Genomic DNA, 17,466 nt, shown 5'->3' with positions numbered 1-17,466 from the left:
CCGCGTCGCACCTGTCCCGGTGATCGGCGGCGCAGTACGTTCTGCCGTATGCATGGGACGGGACGCTTCGAGGGGTACGGGGTTCTGATCACGGGCGCGGCACGCGGGATCGGCGCGGCGACCGCCCGGCGGCTGGCCGAGGAGGGTGCCCAGGTGCTCGTCTCCGACGTGGACCTGGCGGCGGCTGAGCGGACCGTGACCGAGCTGCGGGGGCAGCGGCTCGCGGCTGAGGCGTACCGGTGCGACGTCGGGGACCGGGAGTCCGTCGAGGCGGCGGTCGCGCACGCGGTGGCCGCTTTCGGTTCGCTCGACGTCCTGGTCAACAACGCCTTCGGCTGTACCCCGGACGTGCCGCTCTTCGAGGACACCCCGGACGAGACCTGGGCCCGCGACCTCGACCTCACCCTGACCAGCGCGTTCCGCTGCTCCCGCGCCGCGCTGCCGCACCTGGTGGCGTCGGGCAGGGGCGCGATCGTCAACATCGGCTCCGTCAACGGCCTCCAGGACTTCGGCAACCACGCCTACAGCGCCGCCAAGGCCGGCCTCATCTCCCTCACCCGCACCCTCGCCGGCGACGCCGCGCCCCGAGGAGTCCGCGTCAACCTGGTCGCCCCCGGCACGGTCCGCACCTCCGGCTGGGCGGGCCGTGAGTCCCACCTCGACGATCTGAGCGAGATCTATCCGCTGGGGCGGGTGGGCGAGCCCGACGACATCGCCGCCGCCGTCGCCTTCCTCGCCTCCCGCGACGCCGCCTGGATCACCGGCACGACCCTGCGCGTGGACGGCGGCCTGCTCGCCGTCAACACGGCATTCGACCGAGCGGCCCGGGCATGGAGGCAGGGGAGAGGTTGATCGCGGTGCCCCTGGGAGGGGCGCGGGGAAAGCGACCAGCCACGGACGACCCGCGGCTCACGACGGCCCGAAGACCCACGGCCGGCGCGGCCGGAACACCCGCGGCGCTCTACCCCATCGCCGCGACGATCCCGTCCCACAACCGCGCCCTCGCCTCCAAGGCGAGCGTCGCCGTCTCCACGGCCTCCTGCCACCGCACGTCCTCGCCCCCGCACAGATCCGCCACCATCGCCATCGCCATCGGCGTGTGCTCCTCCCCGTCCACCTCGATGTGCCGGGCCAGATAGTCGCAGAACAGCGGGAACCGTTCCGTGCCCTCCTTCTTGATGACCTGGTCGAACATGTCCGGGATCAGGTCCTCCCGGGAGAACGCGAAGGCGGCGGCCCGGCAGTGCAAAGGCCGCTCCCCGATGATCTCGAAGGTCGTGCTGACGAACTGGGCCGCGGGGCCGGGCACTTGGGCGACCCGCAGCGCCGCGCTGACATCGTGTCCCTCGCCGACGAGCCCGAGGAACGTGTCGAGGCGCGAGGTGTCCGCCCCGGCCTCACCCATGCCCGACCGGTACAACTCGAAGTGGCTGGTGAAGCCTCCGTTCAGTTCGTCGCTCTCCTCGACCAGCACGATGTCGTTGATGAGCCGTCGGCTCACCTCGGACCCGCGCGGCACCCAGGGGACGTCCACACAAGTGAGATCCCGCTGAAGGGATTTCAGGAGCGACATGAAGTCCCACACGGCGAATACATGGTGCTCCATGAACACCGCCATGTCCGTGCGGTCGACGATGCGCTGATAGACGGGGTGCGTGGTGACTTCTTTCCGTACGGGCTCGATCGCGGCACGCGCCCGGTCGATTCCCTCGTGGTTCATATCCCAGTCGTACCTGGACATGGCTCTCCTTTGCTTTCTTGCACTTGCGTCCGGAGCCTGGAGGTGATGGTGCTCCTTTGTCGCGCACCCGAGCAAGCGCTTCCGGGAATTACCGGAAGTTACCCGGTCGTACCTCTCGACAGAAGCCGCCAAGGCAGCTGAAAGACCGTCATAGGCGCACGATCCGGACACCTTGAAAAAGTTTCGTTGATATTTGAACGGGGCCCTTGCGTGTCGCGTACTCGATGGCGTGAGCAGGAATCCCGTTACCGTCACCGTCGCCTACCAGGTGGTGTCGGGGCGCGAGGCCGACTTCCATTCGTGGGGGTGGGCCGTGCTGCGTACGAGTGCGCGGCAGCCGGGTTTTCTGGGGGGTGGCGTACTCGTCGACGGAGAGGCGGAGTGGCATGTGGTCTACCGCTTCGACAGCGAGGAATCGGCTCGGACCTGGGAGAACTCCGTGGTCTGGGCACAATGGTCGGCCCGCGCCGAAGGACTGGCCCGGGAGACCGGCCGCCGGAGCATCGTGGGTTCCAGGGCCTGGTTCGACTCCCAGACCTCCCGGGCCCCGACGCCGGCCGCCCCCGGACCGCCTCCGAAATGGAAACTGTGGTTGGTGAACATGAGCGCGGTCTTTCCGCCTGTGCTCTTGTTCAACCTGGCGATACTTCCCTATCTCAACGACCTCAATCCGCTTTTCCGTACACTTCTGCTGTGCCTGTCCGTGACGGCCATCGTCACCTGGATTCTCATGCCGAGACTCCAGCGGTTCCTGAAGAAATGGCTGTATCCGCCGCTGCAGGCGCTGCGCGGTCGGCACAAACGACGGACCGCCTAGGTCCGAGAACGATCAGAGGGGGGTGGGCGGGTGAAAACTCTGCTCATCGACAATTATGACTCGTACACGTACAACCTGTTCCAGTTGATCGCCGAGGTCAATGGCGAGGAGCCGGTGGTCGTGCTCAATGACGCCCCGGCCGACGACATTCCGGAGCTGCGGGAATTCGACAACGTGGTGGTGTCACCGGGACCCGGTCACCCCTGCGAACCGCGCGACTTCGGCATCGCGGCCCGGGTGATCGCCGAGTCCGAGATCCCCGTGCTGGGCGTCTGCCTGGGCCACCAGGGCATCGCCGCGGGGGAGCGGGCCGATGTCGAGCCCGCCCCGTGGCCCCGCCACGGGCATCTCTCCACGGTCCGGCACGACGGCCGCGACCTGTTCCGGGGACTGCCCCAGAACTTCACGGTCGTCCGCTACCACTCGCTGTCCGTGCGCGAGCCGCTGCCGCCGACCCTGGAGGCCACCGCCTGGTCCGAGGACGGCGTCCTCATGGGCCTGCGGCACCGCGAACGGCCGCTGTGGGGCGTCCAGTTCCACCCCGAGTCCATCCTCACCGACCACGGCCACCGGCTGCTGGTCAACTTCCGCGACCTCACGGCGGAACGGGCCGACAGCCCACGCATCAAGAACACGGCGGGCGCCTCCCCAGCCCGTGCCGACCACACCGCGGCGGCCCCGCTCACCGGCACGATCCCCCGCCCTCGGCGGGCACCCGGCCCCGCCTACCGGCTGCACACCCGCCGTATCGCCGGCGCCGTCGACCCCGAGGCCGCCTTCACCCGCATGTACGCCGACGCACGGCACGCGTTCTGGCTGGACAGCTCCCGGGTCGAGCCGGGCCTGTCGCGGTTCTCGTTCTTCGGCGACGGCAGCGGCCCGCTCGCGGAGTTCGTCCGCTATGACACCGGCAGCGGCCTCTGCGAGATCGAGCGGGAGGGACGGCCCACCCGACGGGTCCAGGCGAGCGTCTTCGACTATCTGAAGCGGCAGCTGGCCAGCCGCAAGGTCGACGCGACGGACCTGCCCTTCGACTTCACCGGCGGCTACGTCGGCTACTTCGGCTACGAACTCAAGGCCGACTGCGGCGCCGAGAACCGGCACGAGGCCGACACCCCGGACGCCTGCTGGCTGTTCGCCGACCGGCTGATCGCCGTGGACCACGAGGAGGGCCTCACCTACGCCGTCTGCCTGGCCGAGGACACCCCGGCGGCGGCCCGCGAGGCCGGCGACTGGCTCGACACGGCACTGGCCCAGCTGACCTTCGTCTCCTCGGACGCCACGGTCCCCCTCCGGCCGGGCACACCGCCCTACCCGCGCGCCGCCGAGCCCTGGCTCGTCCGCGACCGCGCCACCTACCTCGCCGACATCGAGGCATGCAAGGCGGAACTGAACGCCGGCACGAGCTACGAGGTCTGTCTGACCGACGCGGTCCGGTTACCCGCGCCGTACGACCCGTACGACTTCTACCGGGTGCTGCGCCGGATCAACCCGGCCCCCTACGCCGCCTTCCTCAGGTTCGGCGACCTCGACATCGCGGGCTCGTCGCCCGAGCGCTTCCTGCGGATCACCCGGGACGGCGTCGCCGAGGCCAAGCCCATCAAGGGCACCGCGCCCCGGGGCGACACCCCGGAGGAGGACGACCGGCTGCGCGACGAACTGGCCGAGGACGCCAAGACGCGCGCCGAGAACCTGATGATCGTCGACCTGCTCCGCAACGACCTCGGCCGGGTCTCCAGGACGGGCTCCGTGAAGGTCACCCGACTCATGGCCACCGAGACGTACGCCACCGTGCACCAACTCGTCTCCACCGTCGAGGGCAGACTGCGCGAGGGCACCGACGCCGTCGACTGCGTCCGCGCCTGCTTCCCGGGCGGATCGATGACGGGGGCGCCCAAACTGCGCACGATGGAGATCATCGACAAGCTGGAGACCGAGGCCAGGGGCGTGTACTCCGGGGCGGTCGGCTACCTCGGCTGCAGCGGCGGCGCGGACCTCAACATCGTCATCCGCACCGCCGTGTTCCAGGACGGCCGGATGCACCTGGGAGCGGGCGGCGCGATCGTCCTGGACTCCGATCCGGCCGCCGAGTACGACGAGATGCTGCTGAAGACCGCGGCACTGATGCGGGCCCACCGGGAGCACGCCTCCGCCCCGGCCGTCACGGAGGAGCCGACGCGATGACGATCACGACGACATCCCAGCCCACCCGGCTCCACGCCGACGCCGGCGCCCCCGGCAACCTCGCGGCCCATCTCGCCGCCCTCGCCGAACGCCGCGGCTGGGCCGACCGCCCGGCCTTCCACCAGGGCCACCGCGGCTACTCCCACGGCGAGATCCACGACCTCGCCGCCCGAGCCGCCACCGTCCTCGCCGACCACGGAGTCCGCCCCGGCGACCGGGTCCTGCTGGCCCTGCCGGACTCCGTCACCTGGGTCACGACGTTCCTCGCCCTCGCCCGCCTCGGCGCGGTGGCGGTCCTGGTCAACCCCGAACTCACCCCACCCGAACTCCAGTTCATGGCGGAGGACACGGAGGCGGTCCTGTGGGTGACGGGACCGGGGCTGGACGGTTACATCCCGGCGCCCCGAAAGGGGCGCGAGGCTGTGACATATGCGGCTCCGCCGCGCGGGCGCGACCAGCCACACACAACCCGCACCGTGCGTCGGGCCCAGCCGGCGCCGCGCCTGGGCGCCGACCAACTGATCGCTCTGAGCGCCACAGCGACACCCACCACGCACGCCCACCCGGTGGACGCCCACAGCCCCCTCTACATCCAGTACACCTCCGGCACCACCGGCCACCCGAAGGGCGTCGTACACGTCCACGGCGACCCGAAGACCTACCACGACCTGATAGGCCGCAGGCTCCTGCGCATCACCCCCGACGACGTCACCCTGTCCGTCTCCCGGCTGTACTTCGCCTACGGCTTCGGCAACGCCCTCGTCTTCCCGCTCTTCTCCGGCTCCTCCGCCGTCCTCGCCGACCGCCGCCCCACCCCGGCCGCCGTCGACGAACTCGTCGCCCGCCACCGGGTGACCCTCCTCTACTCGGTGCCGTCGGCGTACGCCGCCCTGGTCGCGGACCGGGCCAACGGGCACGAGGACTGCTTCGCCTCGGTGCGCGCGGCGGTGTCGGCCGGCGAGGGCATGCCCGCCGGGCTCGGCAAGCAGGTCACCGAACTGCTCGGCGCCCCCGTCCTGGAGCAGATCGGCTCCACCGAGGCCGGGCACGCCTTCTGCGCCAACAGCTTCGACCACAACCACCCGGGCACGGTCGGCCGCCCCGTCCCCGGCTTCGAGGTCGAACTCCGCGACCGCGCCGGCACCCCGGTGCCGGAGGGCGAGACGGGCGAACTCTGGGTGCGCGGCCCGACGGTGACCCCCGGCTACCTCAACCGGCCCGAGGAGACCGAGCGCACCCTGATCGGCGGCTGGCTCAACACCCGGGACCGGGCCCGCCGTGAACCGGACGGCACCTACCGCCACCTCGGCCGGGCCGACGACATGGAGATGGTCGGCGGCATCACCGTCTCCCCGCTGGAGGTGGAGGCCCTGCTGCGCACCCACCCCGGGGTCCGGGACGTCGCCGTCGCCGCCGTCACCGACGAGCGCGGCGCCAGCAAGCTGCGGGCCTTCGTCATCCCCGTCCCGCCCATCGGGGTGGGCCTGGAGGCCGAACTGATCTGCATGGCCCGCGACAACCTCGCCGCCTTCAAGGTCCCCCGCAGCGTCAGCTTCGTCCCCACACTGCCCCGCACCGCGACCGGCAAGCTCCGCCGGCACCTCGTCCGCCAAGGGGCGTGGTGAGCATGGCCGTCACCACCACCCCCGCAGAAAGGTCCGGTTCCATGCGCGACCAGCTCCAGACCGATCGCCAGTCCGCCCTGACCGGCCGTGGCTTCTACCTGGGTTCGATGTTCAGAGAGGCCGCCGACCGCCACGGCCATGTCTTCGTCACCCTGGACCGGCCCCTCGACGTCAACCCCGACATCGGGACCGACCTCGCCTACACCACCCTCGCCGACGTGGTCGACGAACTCTCCGGCCGCCTCTGGGAAGCGGGCGTGCGCCCCTCCGAGGAGGTGGTCGTCCACAAGACCGACAACGTCGACATCGTGCTGCTCACCTGCGCGGTCTCCCGTATCGGCGCCGTCCCCGTCCTGCTGTCGCCCGGCCTCGCGGGCCCGGTCGTCGGACAGCTCCTCGAACGCCTCCACCGGCCCTGGCTGATCACCGACCGGACCAAGCTCGAAGGCCCCCTGAAGGACGTCGAAGTCACCGCCCTCGTCCGCCGCACCCTCTCGGTCGACGACGCCCCCGGCGCCGAACCGCTGCGGAAGTACGCGGGCGCCCCGACCCCGGCCGCCGTCCGCCTCCACCCCCGCGACCCCTCCCTCATCACCCACAGCTCGGGCACCACCGGCCTGCCGAAGCTGGCCGTGCACTGCCCGAACACCATGTGGAACCGGCTGGTCCCGCAGAAGGCGATGGGCTGGCCCACCCGCGGCGAGACCGCGGCCCTGCACATGTCGTTCGTGCACTCGCGCTTCTACCATCTGCTCGGCGTCCTGCTGCACTTCGGCAGCCCGCTGGTCCTGATCATCGACCCGGAACCGGCGAACGTGGGCCCGCTGCTCGCCCGCCACCGTCCCGGCATCGTCGAGACCCACCCCAACACCTTCGTCCTGTGGGAGGAGTTGGCCGACGCGCCCGGAGCGCCCCTGTCCCGGGTCCGCTCGTACGGCTCCACCTTCGACGCCATCCACCCGCGCACCGTGCAGCGGTTGTTGGACGCGTCCAAGCGGCGCTCGCCGTGGCTCATCCAGCTGTACGGGCAGAGCGAGACGGGCCCGGTCGCCTTCCAGTGGTTCACCCGCCGCAGCGCCGCCCGCGCCGACGGCCGCCGGGTCGGCATCGGCATCCCCGGCTTCACCCGCGTCCGCGTCGCCGACGACGCCGGGCGACGGGTCGCCCCCGGCACCGCCGGCCGTATCGAGGCCCGCACCCGGGGCCGCATCCTCACCTACCTCGGCGCCCGCGAGCGCTATCTGCGGCAACTCGACGGCGGCTGGTGGCAGATGGGCGACATGGGCTACCAGAGCCGCTGGGGCGCCCTCCACCTCATCGACCGCGAGATCGACCAGATCGACTCCGTGCACAGCAACCTGGAGGTCGAGGACACCCTGATGTCCCGTCTGGAGGAGCTGCGCGAGGTCGTCATCGTCCCCGGTGCCGACCGCGAACCCGTCCCCGTGGTCTGCGTACGCGGCGAACGCCCCCTGGACCTGCGGCGCTGGCACGAGGCCACGGCCGACCTGCCGGCCATGGCCGAGCCGAGGCAGTGGCGCTTCGAGGAACTGCCGATGACCTCCACCTGGAAGGTCAAACGGGTCGAGATCACCCGCATGCTCACCGAAAGCACCCGCACATGACGACCCCCGTCCCCGTTCTCGTCGTGGGCGCCGGGCCCGTGGGCCTCTCCGCCGCCCTCGCCCTGCGCGCCCACGACCTCCCCGTCACCCTGCTCGAAGCCGACCCCGAGGGCCGCGAACGACCCGGCAGCCGCGCCCTGTTCGTCCACCGCGAGACCCTGGAACTGCTGGAGGGGATACACCCGGGGCTCGCCGTCGAGATCGCGTCGTACGGCCAGACGTGGCACACCAAACGCACCCTGTACCGGGGCCGCGAGGTCTACGCCCGCACCTTCCCGCCGCCCACCGGCACCCCGCCCTTCACCAGCCTGCGCCAGGTCGACACCGAGCGTTTCCTGCTCGCCGCCTGCCAGGACGCGGGCGTCGGGTTCGTGTGGGACGCCCGCATCACCGGCGTACGCACCGACCCGGCCGGAGTGACCCTGACCGGCGAGGACGGCCGCACCTGGACGGGCACGCACGCGGTGGCCGCCGACGGCGCCCGCTCGGCGATACGGCGCGAACTGGGCATCCCGCTGGAGGGCACCCACGGCGAGGGCTTCCACGTCGTCGTGGACGTCGCCGACATCCCCGGCGCCGAGCTGCCCCTGGAGCGGGTGTTCCACTACGAGCACCCGGGACTCGGCGGCCGCAGCGTGATGCGGGTGCCGTTCACCGGCGGTTTCCAACTCGACCTCCAGTGCCGCGACGACGACGCGACGGAGGAGTACGGCAGCCAGGAGGCCGTACGCCGCTGGCTGCCGGAGGTCGTCGGCGACGGGTACGGCGAGCGCGTCCTGTGGGTGTCCACCTACCGCTTCCTGCGCAAGGTCGCCGCCGCCTTCACCGACCCGCACCACCGGGTGCTGCTGGCCGGCGAGGCCGCGCACCTCTTCCCGCCGTTCGGGGCACGCGGAATGAACAGCGGCATCGCGGACGCGGTCGCCGCCGCCCGCGCGATCGCCGACGGCACGCCCGAGGCGGTCGCCTCCTTCGCCGAGATCCGGCGCTCGGCGGGCCTGTTCAACAGCGCCGCCGCCGGCACGGCCCTCGACCATCTGCGGCCCCGGCGCCGCATCGTCCGCGTCAAGCAGCGGGCGGCGGCGGCCCTCGCCCCCGTGGTGCCCCGGTGCGGAGCCTGGCTGGAGCACGCGCCCTACGGCCCCCGGCACGGCTCCCCGGCCGTCGCGGGCCGCAAGTACTGAACCGCGAGACCGACAGGAGCACCGCGTGACACAACCCGCCACAGCGGAAGGTCTGTTGACCTGGTCACCCGAACACGGCCTCGTCCCCGGCCAGGCACAGGGCGGACGCCTCCTCGTCGCGGACTCGTGGCTGATACGCGACGGACGGGCGCGCGGCTTCGACCGGCACCGGGAACGGTTCCTGCGGTCCTGCGGCGAGTGCGGCGCACCGCCCCCGGGGCAGGTCGTCGACTTCTGGCAGGACATGACCCGCGCCCTGCCGCGTACGGGGAAATGGTTCCCCCGCGTGGAACTCGCCGCAGGGTCACTGGAGTTGAGGATCCTGCTGCGGCCCGCGCCGCCCCTCACGGCGGACATAAGGGTCTGGGCGGCCGGACAGCCCGACCCGCGTACCGTGCCCCGCCGCAAGGGGCCGGACCTGGACGCCCTGGCCCGCGTACGCAGACGCGCGTCCGGCGCCGGCGCCGACGAGGCCGTGCTCATCGCACCCTCCGGCCTGGTCCTGGAAGCCGCCAACTCCAGCCTGCTCTGGTGGGAGGACGACACCCTCTGCCTGCCGCCGCCCCGCCTGCCCCTGCTCGCCGGCGTCACCATGGCCCTCGTCTTGGAGCACGCCGCCCGCACCGGCGTCCGGGTCACCCACCGGGAACGTTCCCTGGCCGAGCTGGACGGCCGCGAGGTGTGGCTCGTCAACGCCCTCCACGGTATCCGCCCGGTCGCCGCCTGGACCGGGCGCCCGATGACCCCCGGGCCGGCCGCGCGCGCCCCGGAATGGCGGCAATGGCTGGACGGCCTCATGGAGCCACTGCCGGGCCACTGAATTCACAGCGATATACGGACGCGGAGAAGCGCCGGGCCGAAGGGAATTCGGCCCGGCGCTGAAAGTCGTTTCCTGATTGTCGGGGAATTTGTTCCGCGGTGTTTTCGGGGCTACTTCTGGACGGGCTGGTAGGCGCCCGGAACCATCCGCGTCGCGATCGCGATCCGGTTGTACGCGTTGATCACGGTGGCGGCCCAGATCAGTGCCGCCACCTGCTCCTCGTCGAACACCTCTGCGGCGGCCGCGTAGACGTCGTCGGGCACATGGCCGTCGTGCACCAGGGTCACTGCCTCGGTCAACGCCAGGGCGGCGCGCTCGCGGGCGGTGAAGAAGGGGGTTTCGCGCCAGGCGCTGAGCGCGTAGATCCGCTGCTCGGTCTCGCCCTGCGCACGGGCGTCCTTGGTGTGCATGTCCAGGCAGAACGCGCAGCCGTTGATCTGCGAGGCGCGAATGCGGATCAGTTCGAGGATCTCCGGCTCGACCTTCGCGTCCCGCGCCGCGGAAACGGCGGCGCCGTGCAGGGAGCCCATCGCACCGGACACATCGGGGGTGATTTTCTTCAAGGCCACGCGAGATATGGAATCGCTGTTGCTCATGGGGAGAACTCTATATCCGAATTCCAGGCTGTGTAACTGTTTCGTCTCGACGTGGCCTCTTCCACAACCGTTGCCGCCCATCGCCTGTCTAGGCAGGCAGGACCAGCGAAGCACGCGAAGGGGAAAGGGCACGCCATGGGGGACATAGGCAGAAGAGGCGCGGTCGCACTCGCCGTCACCGGACTGCTGACACCGCTCACACTCGCGTTGGGCACCGCGCCCGCGCAGGCGGCGAGTTGTACGACGTCGACGGGGCCGTACCAGAAGCAGGTCGAGAAGTTCCTCGGCCGACCGGTCGACGGCAAGCAGTCCGCCGCCGACTGCAAGGCGATCAGGGCCTTCCAGACCAAGCACGGCATCACACCGAACATCGGCTACGCGGGATCCGTCACCTGGGGCGTGATGGACCTGATGAACAAGCAGAAGGCCGTCGGCAAGAACCCCAACAAGGCCGGCAAGTGCCCGACCAACAAGGGCCGTATCGCCTGTGTGAACCTCACCCTCCAGCTGAGCTGGATCCAGGACGGCAAGAAGCTCGTCTACGGGCCCGTCCCGGTCCGCACCGGCCGGAACGGTGACGAGACCCGCACCGGTCTGAAGAAGATCTACTGGCGGAACATCGACCACGTCTCGTCGATCTACCACGTGCCCATGCCCTACGCCCAGTTCTTCGACGGCGGCCAGGCCTTCCACTCCGCCGGCGTCAGCATGTGGAACCCGCCGGGCTCCCGCGGCTGCGTCAACATGACCAAGACCGACGCCAAGAAGTACTGGTCGCTGCTGAAGAACGGCGACGACGTCTACGTGTACGGCCGCAAGCCGGGCACCTGACAGGCAACCAGGAGCCCGGCCCGGCGACGGTGGTGAAACGTCACGCCTCGGGCGCGTCCCCGAAGTCCGGGATCTCCAGCCGCACCCCACCCTGCCGCGCGGACTCGTGCGCGACGATGCCCGGCAGGGTGTAACGGGCCGCCACCCAGGCGTTCACCGACGGCAGCGTCCGGGTGTTGACCGCGGTGACGAAGTCGTCCACCAGGAAGTGGTGGCTGCCCTCGTGCCCGTTGTGCAGATGGTCGAACTCCCGCGGCAGCCGCGACCGGTCGTGCACCGGCGCCGACCCGGAGGTGAACGCGGCCCGCAGATCCGGCGCTATGTGCTGGAGGGAGGGATCGTCGGGAGACAGGGTGGGCTTCGGCTCGAGCAGCTCGCTGATGTCCTTCACGCCCTGCTTGTCCTGCCAGAACGCCACCGTGGCGAGCTGCTCCATGCTGGCCTCCGTCCCGAAGAACCGGAAACGCGACTCCCGGATCTGCGAGGGGTAGCCGACCCGCCGGAACTCGTTCGTACGGAACGAACCGCCGCCCGCCACCTCGAACAGCGCGGTGGCGTTGGAGAAGTCGTTGCCGAACCGGCTGACCTCCTTGTCGAACACCCCGTCCCCGCGCCCGTCCACGACCCCGATCGCCGACACGCTCACCGCATGGGTCCGCCACGCGCCGAGCACCCCGCCCACCGAGTGCGTCGGGTAGAGCAGCGGCGGATAGCTGGCGGTCTCCTTCCACCGCTCACCGCCGCTGTACTGGTAGGCCTCGTAGAACCCCAGATCCATGTCGTGGACGTAGTCGCCCTCGGCGTAGAAGACCCGTCCGAAGGCGCCCTCCGCCATCTGGTTGCGGGCGTGCACGGTCGCCGGGTTGTACTGACTCGTCTCACCCATCATGTACGTCAGCCCGGTCGCCTTGACCGCGTCGATGATCGCCGCGATCTCCTCCGTGCTGATCGCCATGGGCACCGCCGAGTACACGTGCTTGCCGGCGTTCAGGCCCTGCAGGACCAGCGGCCCGTGCGTCCACCGCTGGGTGAAGATCGCGACCGCGTCGACCGCCGACGACTCCAGCATCGCCTCGTACGACGGGAAGGTGCCGGCCAGGCCCTGGGCGGCCACGAGTTGTCCGGCCCGCTCGGGCAGCAGATCGGTGACGTACACGTCGCCGACGCCGGGGTGTGCCCGGAACAGCGTGGCGAACTGGCCGGAGAACTGGCCGGCGCCGACGATGCCGAGGGAGAACGTCATGGAAGAGGTGTCCTTCACTGGTCGAGAATCAGGTTGATCTGGTCAAGCCGTCGTAGGTGCTGCACGCTGTAGTCGGATCGCTGTCGTACTGGTACTTCGTCCCCCAGCGGGCCTTGTCCGTGTAGCTCCACCCCGCCGACCCGGTGAACGGGCTCCACCGGGTCTCGCAACAGGGCCGACCGGGTCAGCCGCTGGAGGAGTACGGCGATGGCGAGCGCGGCGACCGTCTGCACCCCGGCCAGAGCACTTACTTTTGCTGTGAAACAATTCAGGCGTCAAGGGGTAGGTACAAGAACTTCGGGGGGCGCGCGGGCCAACCCCTCCCTGGTCCAGTTACTTCTTCCGCAAAACTAATGTCGTGTGGGAGTCTGATCTCCATGACCGCACTCGCTGCCAGTTGGCCGCCGCTCAGCCCCGGGGAACGCGCGGTGGCGATCGAGGTGCTCGTGCACGGCCCGCTCTCGCGCACCGAGCTCGCCCGGCGACTCGGCCTGTCCGCGGGCAGCCTCACACGTCTGACGAAACCGCTGATCGAATCGGGGCTGCTGGTCGAGACCGCCGAGGGCGCCACGCTCCCCGAGGTCCGTCAGGGGCGCCCCTCGCAGCCGCTGGACATCGTCGCCGAGTCCCGTTCCTTCATCGGCTTCAAGATCACCGAGGACATGGTGTACGGCGTGGTGACCACGCTCAGGAGCGAGATCGTCACCCGCTACGACCGCCCGCTCACGACGCACGAACCGGAGCGGGTCGCCGATCTGCTCGCCGAGATGGCCGGTGAACTCGCCCGCACCCACCCCTCCCTCGCCGGCATCGGCATAGGGGTCGGTGGTCTCGTCCGGCGTCGCGCGGTGGTCGGGGAGTCGCCTTTCCTGTCGTGGCGCGACGTCCCCCTGGCGGCGCTCGTCGAGGAGCGCACGGGGCTGCCGGTCGTCGTCGAGAACGACGTCGCCGCGCTCGTCGAGGCCGAGACCTGGTTCGGCGCCGGGCGCGGCCTCGAACGGTTCGTCGTCCTCACCATCGGCGCGGGCGTCGGCTACGGGCTCGTCCTCGGCGGCAAGCGCGTGCCGTACGCGGAGGAGGACCGGGGCTTCGGCCGCCACTGGATCGTGGACCCCTCCGGCCCGCTCACCCCCGACGGGGAGCGGGGCAGCGCCGTCTCGCTGCTGAGCATCCCCAGCATCCGGTACCAGATCCAGGCGGCGACCGGGCGCGAGGTGTCGTACGAGGAGATCCTCGCCGGTGCGGCCGAGGGGGAGCCGATGTGTGCGCGGGTCGTCGGTGAGGCGGGGCGGGCGCTCGGCACGCTGGTGGCGCAGATCGCGAACCTCGTGATGCCGCAGAAGATCCTGCTCGCGGGGGAGGGGGTCGGGCTGATGGGGGTGGCGGGGAAGGCGGTGGACGAGGCCGTCCGCGCCCATCGGCATCCCCTGGCCGCGCCCGTGCCGTTGGAGACCAAGGTGTCCGACTTCCACGACTGGGCGCGGGGTGCGGCCGTGCTGGCCATTCAGGTGCTCGTGCTCGGGACTGTGGAGCCGTAAACGCAGAGTGATCAGCTTCACGGTCCGTAATGTCTGAAGTGGGATCTTTACTCACATCGGCTTCACGTTCGAGGACATATGGTTTACACCATGTCCACCACCCCTGATGTCGTCCTGGAAAGATCGGAAACACCGTCGAGAACGGCCGCCGAGGTCAACGAGGAGATCCGGGCGCTCTGGTTCCGGAGTGGGGGGACGTTGAACACGGAGCAGCGGAGCGAGTACGAGCGGCTTGTCCTCGAATGGGCCGCCGCTTCGTAGTGCGTCGGCTGCCGGCCTGCGGTCGCTGATCGCGCGGTTCCCCGCGCCCCTGACGGGGCGCGGATCACACGGCGTTCGGCTGGATCACTCAGCTCCAACTCTGCGAGTACTGGCGGCGGTACGCCTGCCTGTCCTGCTCGGTGCGGATGAAGCGGGTCGCCGCCAGGGCGACCAGACTGCCGGCGATGACCAGGAGGCCCGGGCCCACGTTGCGGGGGTCGGCGAGCCGGTCGAGGAGTTCGGAGGCGGCGCCGATGGACTCGACGGGCTGCACGGCACCCGGTTCGGCGGCACCGGGAGCGGCGGCACCCTGGGAGTCGTCCTCCGAGGAGCCGTCGGCCGCGGCGGTCGGCTGGACAGGGGACCGGGGCAGGCCGGCCAGTTCGACGCCGAGGTCGTCGAGGGCGTCGGAGAGCGGCTGGAAGAACGTCGTACCGCCCTGCTCGCAGTCGCCGTTGCCGCCCGAGGTCACGCCCAGGGCGACACCCTCCGAGAAGAGCGGGCCGCCGCTGTCGCCCGGCTCGGCGCAGACCGTGGTCTCGATGAGCCCGGTGACCGTGCCCTCGGGGTAGTTGACCGTCGCGTCGAGGCCGGTCACCTCGCCGTTGCGGAAGCCGCTGGTGCTGCCGCTGCGGAAGACCCGCTGGCCGACCGCCGCGTCACCGACCGAGGTGATGCGCACCCCCTGACCGTCACCGACCGCGACGACGTTGGTCGAGTTGCTGGGCGCGTCCTGAAGGTACTGGACGAGCGAGAAGTCACCGCCGGGGAAGTTGGACTCGGTGGTCCGGCCGATCTCCTGCCGGCCCTGGTCGTCCGAGAACCAGACGGAACCGGCGGGCCCGCAGTGCCCGGCGGTGAGCATGAACTCGTTCTCGCCGTCGGTCACGTTGAAGCCGATCGAACAGCGCCCGCCCGTACCGAAGATCGGCTGGGCGCCGTTGAGCCGCATCGTGTACGCGCCCTTGGTGCGCTCCATCCGCACGGACCCGCCGATCTCCTCGGCGAGATCGGTCAGGCTCGACCAGTCCTTGGCGGAGACGGTGCTGTCGGCCCGTACCACGACCTCGTTGGACGCGGGGTCGATCGCCCAGGACGTACCCGACACCCGAGGCGCCGAACGCAGCGCCCGCGTGGCGGACTTCAGGTCCTCGGCGCTGTACTCGACCATCTTGGGGCGGGCGCCCGCCTGCTTGACCTCGGCGGCCGCCTTCTCGTCGGTGACCGCGACGACCGGACTGCCGTCCTCGGCGATCCAGGTCCCCGCCGTCCGGGACGAGCCGAGCTCGCTCACCAGACCGTTTCCGGTGCCGGACGCGGCCAGCACCGAACTCGGGGTCGTGGGCGGAGAGGTGGTGGGCTCGGTCGCCATCGCCGCCTGAGTGACCATCAGGGCTCCGCAGAGCAGTCCACCGACGGCCGTCAGCCGCGCCACCCGCTTCACGACTCGTCGTCGTGCGTGCCTCATTACCTGGCTCCCGAACCCCGTCCGACACGGTGCCAACACCGCGAGGGCGTCCGGTCCTTGAGCGCCCCTCTTTCATACGTGCGATGGTGGTCCGGTGTTCACCAGTGGGCGTCGACAAACCCCAGCGTCCGGTTCATGGCGATCGCCCGGTCATTGGCGGGATGGTGCAGCGTACGGACGGTGCTGACCCCGCACATTCCGGCGAACCCGATACCGAAGGTCTTCATGGCCACCGAGATGCCCCGGCCCCGGTGACAGGCCCGCACCCCGGTCATCTCGTTGAACACGAACCCGGACGTCCGCCGGTCCGAGGTCGCCGCCATGCCGATCCACCGGTCGCCGTCGAGGGCCAGCACCACGCCACGCGAATCGTAGGCGGGCCCCTCGAAGCGGAGCCGGTGGTACTCGTCGTACTCGTGGAACGCGCCGCGCTCCGGGATGTCCGCCGAGCACTCCTTGTTGAGTTCGTACAACGCCCGGCGGTGCTCCGGGGTGTCGCCGAGTTCGGAGAGGGTCGTCAGCCGGATGCCGGACGTACGGCACTTGTCGACGTACGGCTGGAAACGGGCCAGGTCGAAGTCGGTGACGTCCAGTTGGAGCCGGATCCAGTCGATCGCCATCAGCGCTTGCCTCCCACTCCGCAGTACATGGCCACTTCCGCCGGTTCCTGAGGAGGTCCGTCGCCGGTGCGGTCCGGGCGCCAACGCGTGCACGAGACGACTCCCGGGTCGAGGAGGTCCAGCCCGTCGAAGAACCGGGCGACGGTCTCCGGTGTGCGCTGGGTCAGTCGCGGGGTGCCGTGCTCGTTCCACCAGGCCGCCGCGATGTCCACGTCGGGCCACTGGGGGCCGGTGATGGTGTGCGAGAGCATCAGATGGCTGCCGGCGGGCAGGGCCTCCATCAGGCGGCGCACGATGCCGTGCGGGTCCTCGTCGTCACCGACGAAGGCCATCACGTCGAGCAGCATCAGCGCGACCGGACGGGTCATGTCCAGGGTCCTCGCGGCCTGTTCGAGGATCGAGTCGACGTTGCGCACGTCCTCGTCGACATGGTCCGTACGGCCCTCGGGCGCGCTCGTCAGCAGGGCGCGGGCATGCACCAGGACCAGCGGGTCGTTGTCGACGTAGACGATCCGCGCGTCCGGCGCGATGCGCTGGGCGACCTCGTGGGTGTTCTCGGCGGTCGGCAGCCCGGCCCCGATGTCCAGGAACTGGCGGATCCCCACGTCGGCGGCCAGATGACGCACGGCCCGCCGCAGGAAGTGCCGGTCCGCGCGGGCGTAGTCGTGGATGCTCGGGTGCAGTCGGCGTATCTCGTCCCCGGCCTTGCGGTCGACCTCGTAGTAGTCCCCGCCGCCGAGCCAATAGTTCCAGATCCGCGCCGCGCTCGGCCGCGTCGTGACGATGCGGCGGTTCAGCGGCGAGGAGGGGAAGTCCGAGGCTGCCGGGTTGTCCGTCACGGCATCAACTCCTGGATCTTCGGTGAAGGTGCTTCATCCAACGGGCAATGTAGACCCGCCGGTTGGCCTTTGCC

Annotated in this window: 16 protein-coding genes; 10 read left to right on the top strand and 6 right to left on the bottom strand. The window is 70.5% G+C overall.

The features are described 5' to 3' along the window. The first annotated feature begins 48 nt into the window (after positions 1 to 48). Complete coding sequence (locus ACWD26_RS17195; RefSeq protein WP_451270777.1) at positions 49 to 852, top strand: SDR family NAD(P)-dependent oxidoreductase; 804 nt, start codon at positions 49 to 51, stop codon at positions 850 to 852. A 109-nt stretch (positions 853 to 961) separates the two neighbouring features. Here ACWD26_RS17195 and ACWD26_RS17190 read toward each other — a convergent pair whose 3' ends face one another. Further along, positions 962 to 1,741, bottom strand: a complete 780-nt coding sequence (locus ACWD26_RS17190) for a DUF3050 domain-containing protein (RefSeq protein ID WP_451270775.1) — start codon at positions 1,739 to 1,741, stop codon at positions 962 to 964. Positions 1,742 to 1,970: 229 nt separating this feature from the next. Here ACWD26_RS17190 and ACWD26_RS17185 point away from each other — a divergent pair, with 229 nt between their 5' ends. Genes ACWD26_RS17185 through ACWD26_RS17160 form a run of 6 tightly spaced genes read left to right on the top strand, consistent with a single transcriptional unit; the run spans position 1,971 to position 9,996 of the window. Then, positions 1,971 to 2,558, top strand: coding sequence for an antibiotic biosynthesis monooxygenase (locus ACWD26_RS17185; protein ID WP_451270773.1), 588 nt, complete (start codon positions 1,971 to 1,973; stop codon positions 2,556 to 2,558). 30 nt (positions 2,559 to 2,588) lie between these two features. Continuing rightward, positions 2,589 to 4,742 (top strand): aminodeoxychorismate synthase component I, encoded by a 2,154-nt coding sequence (gene pabB, locus ACWD26_RS17180; RefSeq protein WP_451270771.1) that lies wholly within the window; start codon positions 2,589 to 2,591, stop codon positions 4,740 to 4,742. After that, complete coding sequence (locus ACWD26_RS17175; protein WP_451270769.1) at positions 4,739 to 6,367, top strand: benzoate-CoA ligase family protein; 1,629 nt, start codon at positions 4,739 to 4,741, stop codon at positions 6,365 to 6,367. Before pabB ends, ACWD26_RS17175 begins: the two co-directional genes overlap by 4 nt. Positions 6,368 to 6,369: 2 nt before the next feature. Continuing rightward, positions 6,370 to 7,992 (top strand): class I adenylate-forming enzyme family protein, encoded by a 1,623-nt coding sequence (locus tag ACWD26_RS17170; protein WP_451270767.1) that lies wholly within the window; start codon positions 6,370 to 6,372, stop codon positions 7,990 to 7,992. Beyond that, complete coding sequence (locus ACWD26_RS17165) at positions 7,989 to 9,176, top strand: FAD-dependent monooxygenase (RefSeq protein WP_451270765.1); 1,188 nt, start codon at positions 7,989 to 7,991, stop codon at positions 9,174 to 9,176. The genes ACWD26_RS17170 and ACWD26_RS17165 overlap by 4 nt, the downstream gene beginning before the upstream one ends. 25 nt (positions 9,177 to 9,201) lie before the next feature. Then, positions 9,202 to 9,996: an aminotransferase class IV gene (locus ACWD26_RS17160; RefSeq protein WP_451270763.1), complete on the top strand. Its 795-nt coding sequence runs from the start codon at positions 9,202 to 9,204 to the stop codon at positions 9,994 to 9,996. 110 nt (positions 9,997 to 10,106) lie between these two features. On the opposite strand, the gene ACWD26_RS17155 is transcribed toward ACWD26_RS17160, so the two are convergent. Next, positions 10,107 to 10,592 (bottom strand): carboxymuconolactone decarboxylase family protein, encoded by a 486-nt coding sequence (locus tag ACWD26_RS17155; protein WP_327726447.1) that lies wholly within the window; start codon positions 10,590 to 10,592, stop codon positions 10,107 to 10,109. Between the two features lie 135 nt (positions 10,593 to 10,727). Between ACWD26_RS17155 and ACWD26_RS17150 the strand changes: the two genes are divergently transcribed. Then, entirely contained in the window at positions 10,728 to 11,423 is a 696-nt protein-coding gene (locus tag ACWD26_RS17150; RefSeq protein WP_451270761.1) for a L,D-transpeptidase family protein, read from the top strand. A 40-nt stretch (positions 11,424 to 11,463) separates the two neighbouring features. On the opposite strand, the gene ACWD26_RS17145 is transcribed toward ACWD26_RS17150, so the two are convergent. Further along, complete coding sequence (locus ACWD26_RS17145; RefSeq protein WP_451270759.1) at positions 11,464 to 12,666, bottom strand: Gfo/Idh/MocA family protein; 1,203 nt, start codon at positions 12,664 to 12,666, stop codon at positions 11,464 to 11,466. 377 nt (positions 12,667 to 13,043) lie between these two features. Between ACWD26_RS17145 and ACWD26_RS17140 the strand changes: the two genes are divergently transcribed. Then, positions 13,044 to 14,204 (top strand): ROK family protein, encoded by a 1,161-nt coding sequence (locus tag ACWD26_RS17140; protein ID WP_451270757.1) that lies wholly within the window; start codon positions 13,044 to 13,046, stop codon positions 14,202 to 14,204. Positions 14,205 to 14,282: 78 nt separating this feature from the next. Continuing rightward, positions 14,283 to 14,465, top strand: coding sequence for a hypothetical protein (locus ACWD26_RS17135; protein ID WP_451270755.1), 183 nt, complete (start codon positions 14,283 to 14,285; stop codon positions 14,463 to 14,465). Between the two features lie 88 nt (positions 14,466 to 14,553). On the opposite strand, the gene ACWD26_RS17130 is transcribed toward ACWD26_RS17135, so the two are convergent. The 3 genes from ACWD26_RS17130 to ACWD26_RS17120 form a co-directional block, all read right to left on the bottom strand. After that, positions 14,554 to 15,933 carry a S1 family peptidase gene (locus ACWD26_RS17130; RefSeq protein ID WP_451270753.1) on the bottom strand — a complete coding sequence of 460 codons (1,380 nt, stop codon included), beginning with the start codon at positions 15,931 to 15,933 and terminating at the stop codon, positions 14,554 to 14,556. Between the two features lie 98 nt (positions 15,934 to 16,031). Further along, positions 16,032 to 16,553, bottom strand: a complete 522-nt coding sequence (locus ACWD26_RS17125) for a GNAT family N-acetyltransferase (protein ID WP_451270751.1) — start codon at positions 16,551 to 16,553, stop codon at positions 16,032 to 16,034. Continuing rightward, positions 16,553 to 17,392 (bottom strand): SAM-dependent methyltransferase, encoded by an 840-nt coding sequence (locus tag ACWD26_RS17120; RefSeq protein ID WP_451270749.1) that lies wholly within the window; start codon positions 17,390 to 17,392, stop codon positions 16,553 to 16,555. The genes ACWD26_RS17125 and ACWD26_RS17120 overlap by 1 nt, the downstream gene beginning before the upstream one ends. Positions 17,393 to 17,466: the final 74 nt, after the last annotated feature.

Source organism: Streptomyces sp. NPDC002787, from assembly GCF_053592095.1.
Note: the sequence above shows the minus strand (reverse complement) of the source record. Positions and strands in the feature narration are given on the sequence as shown.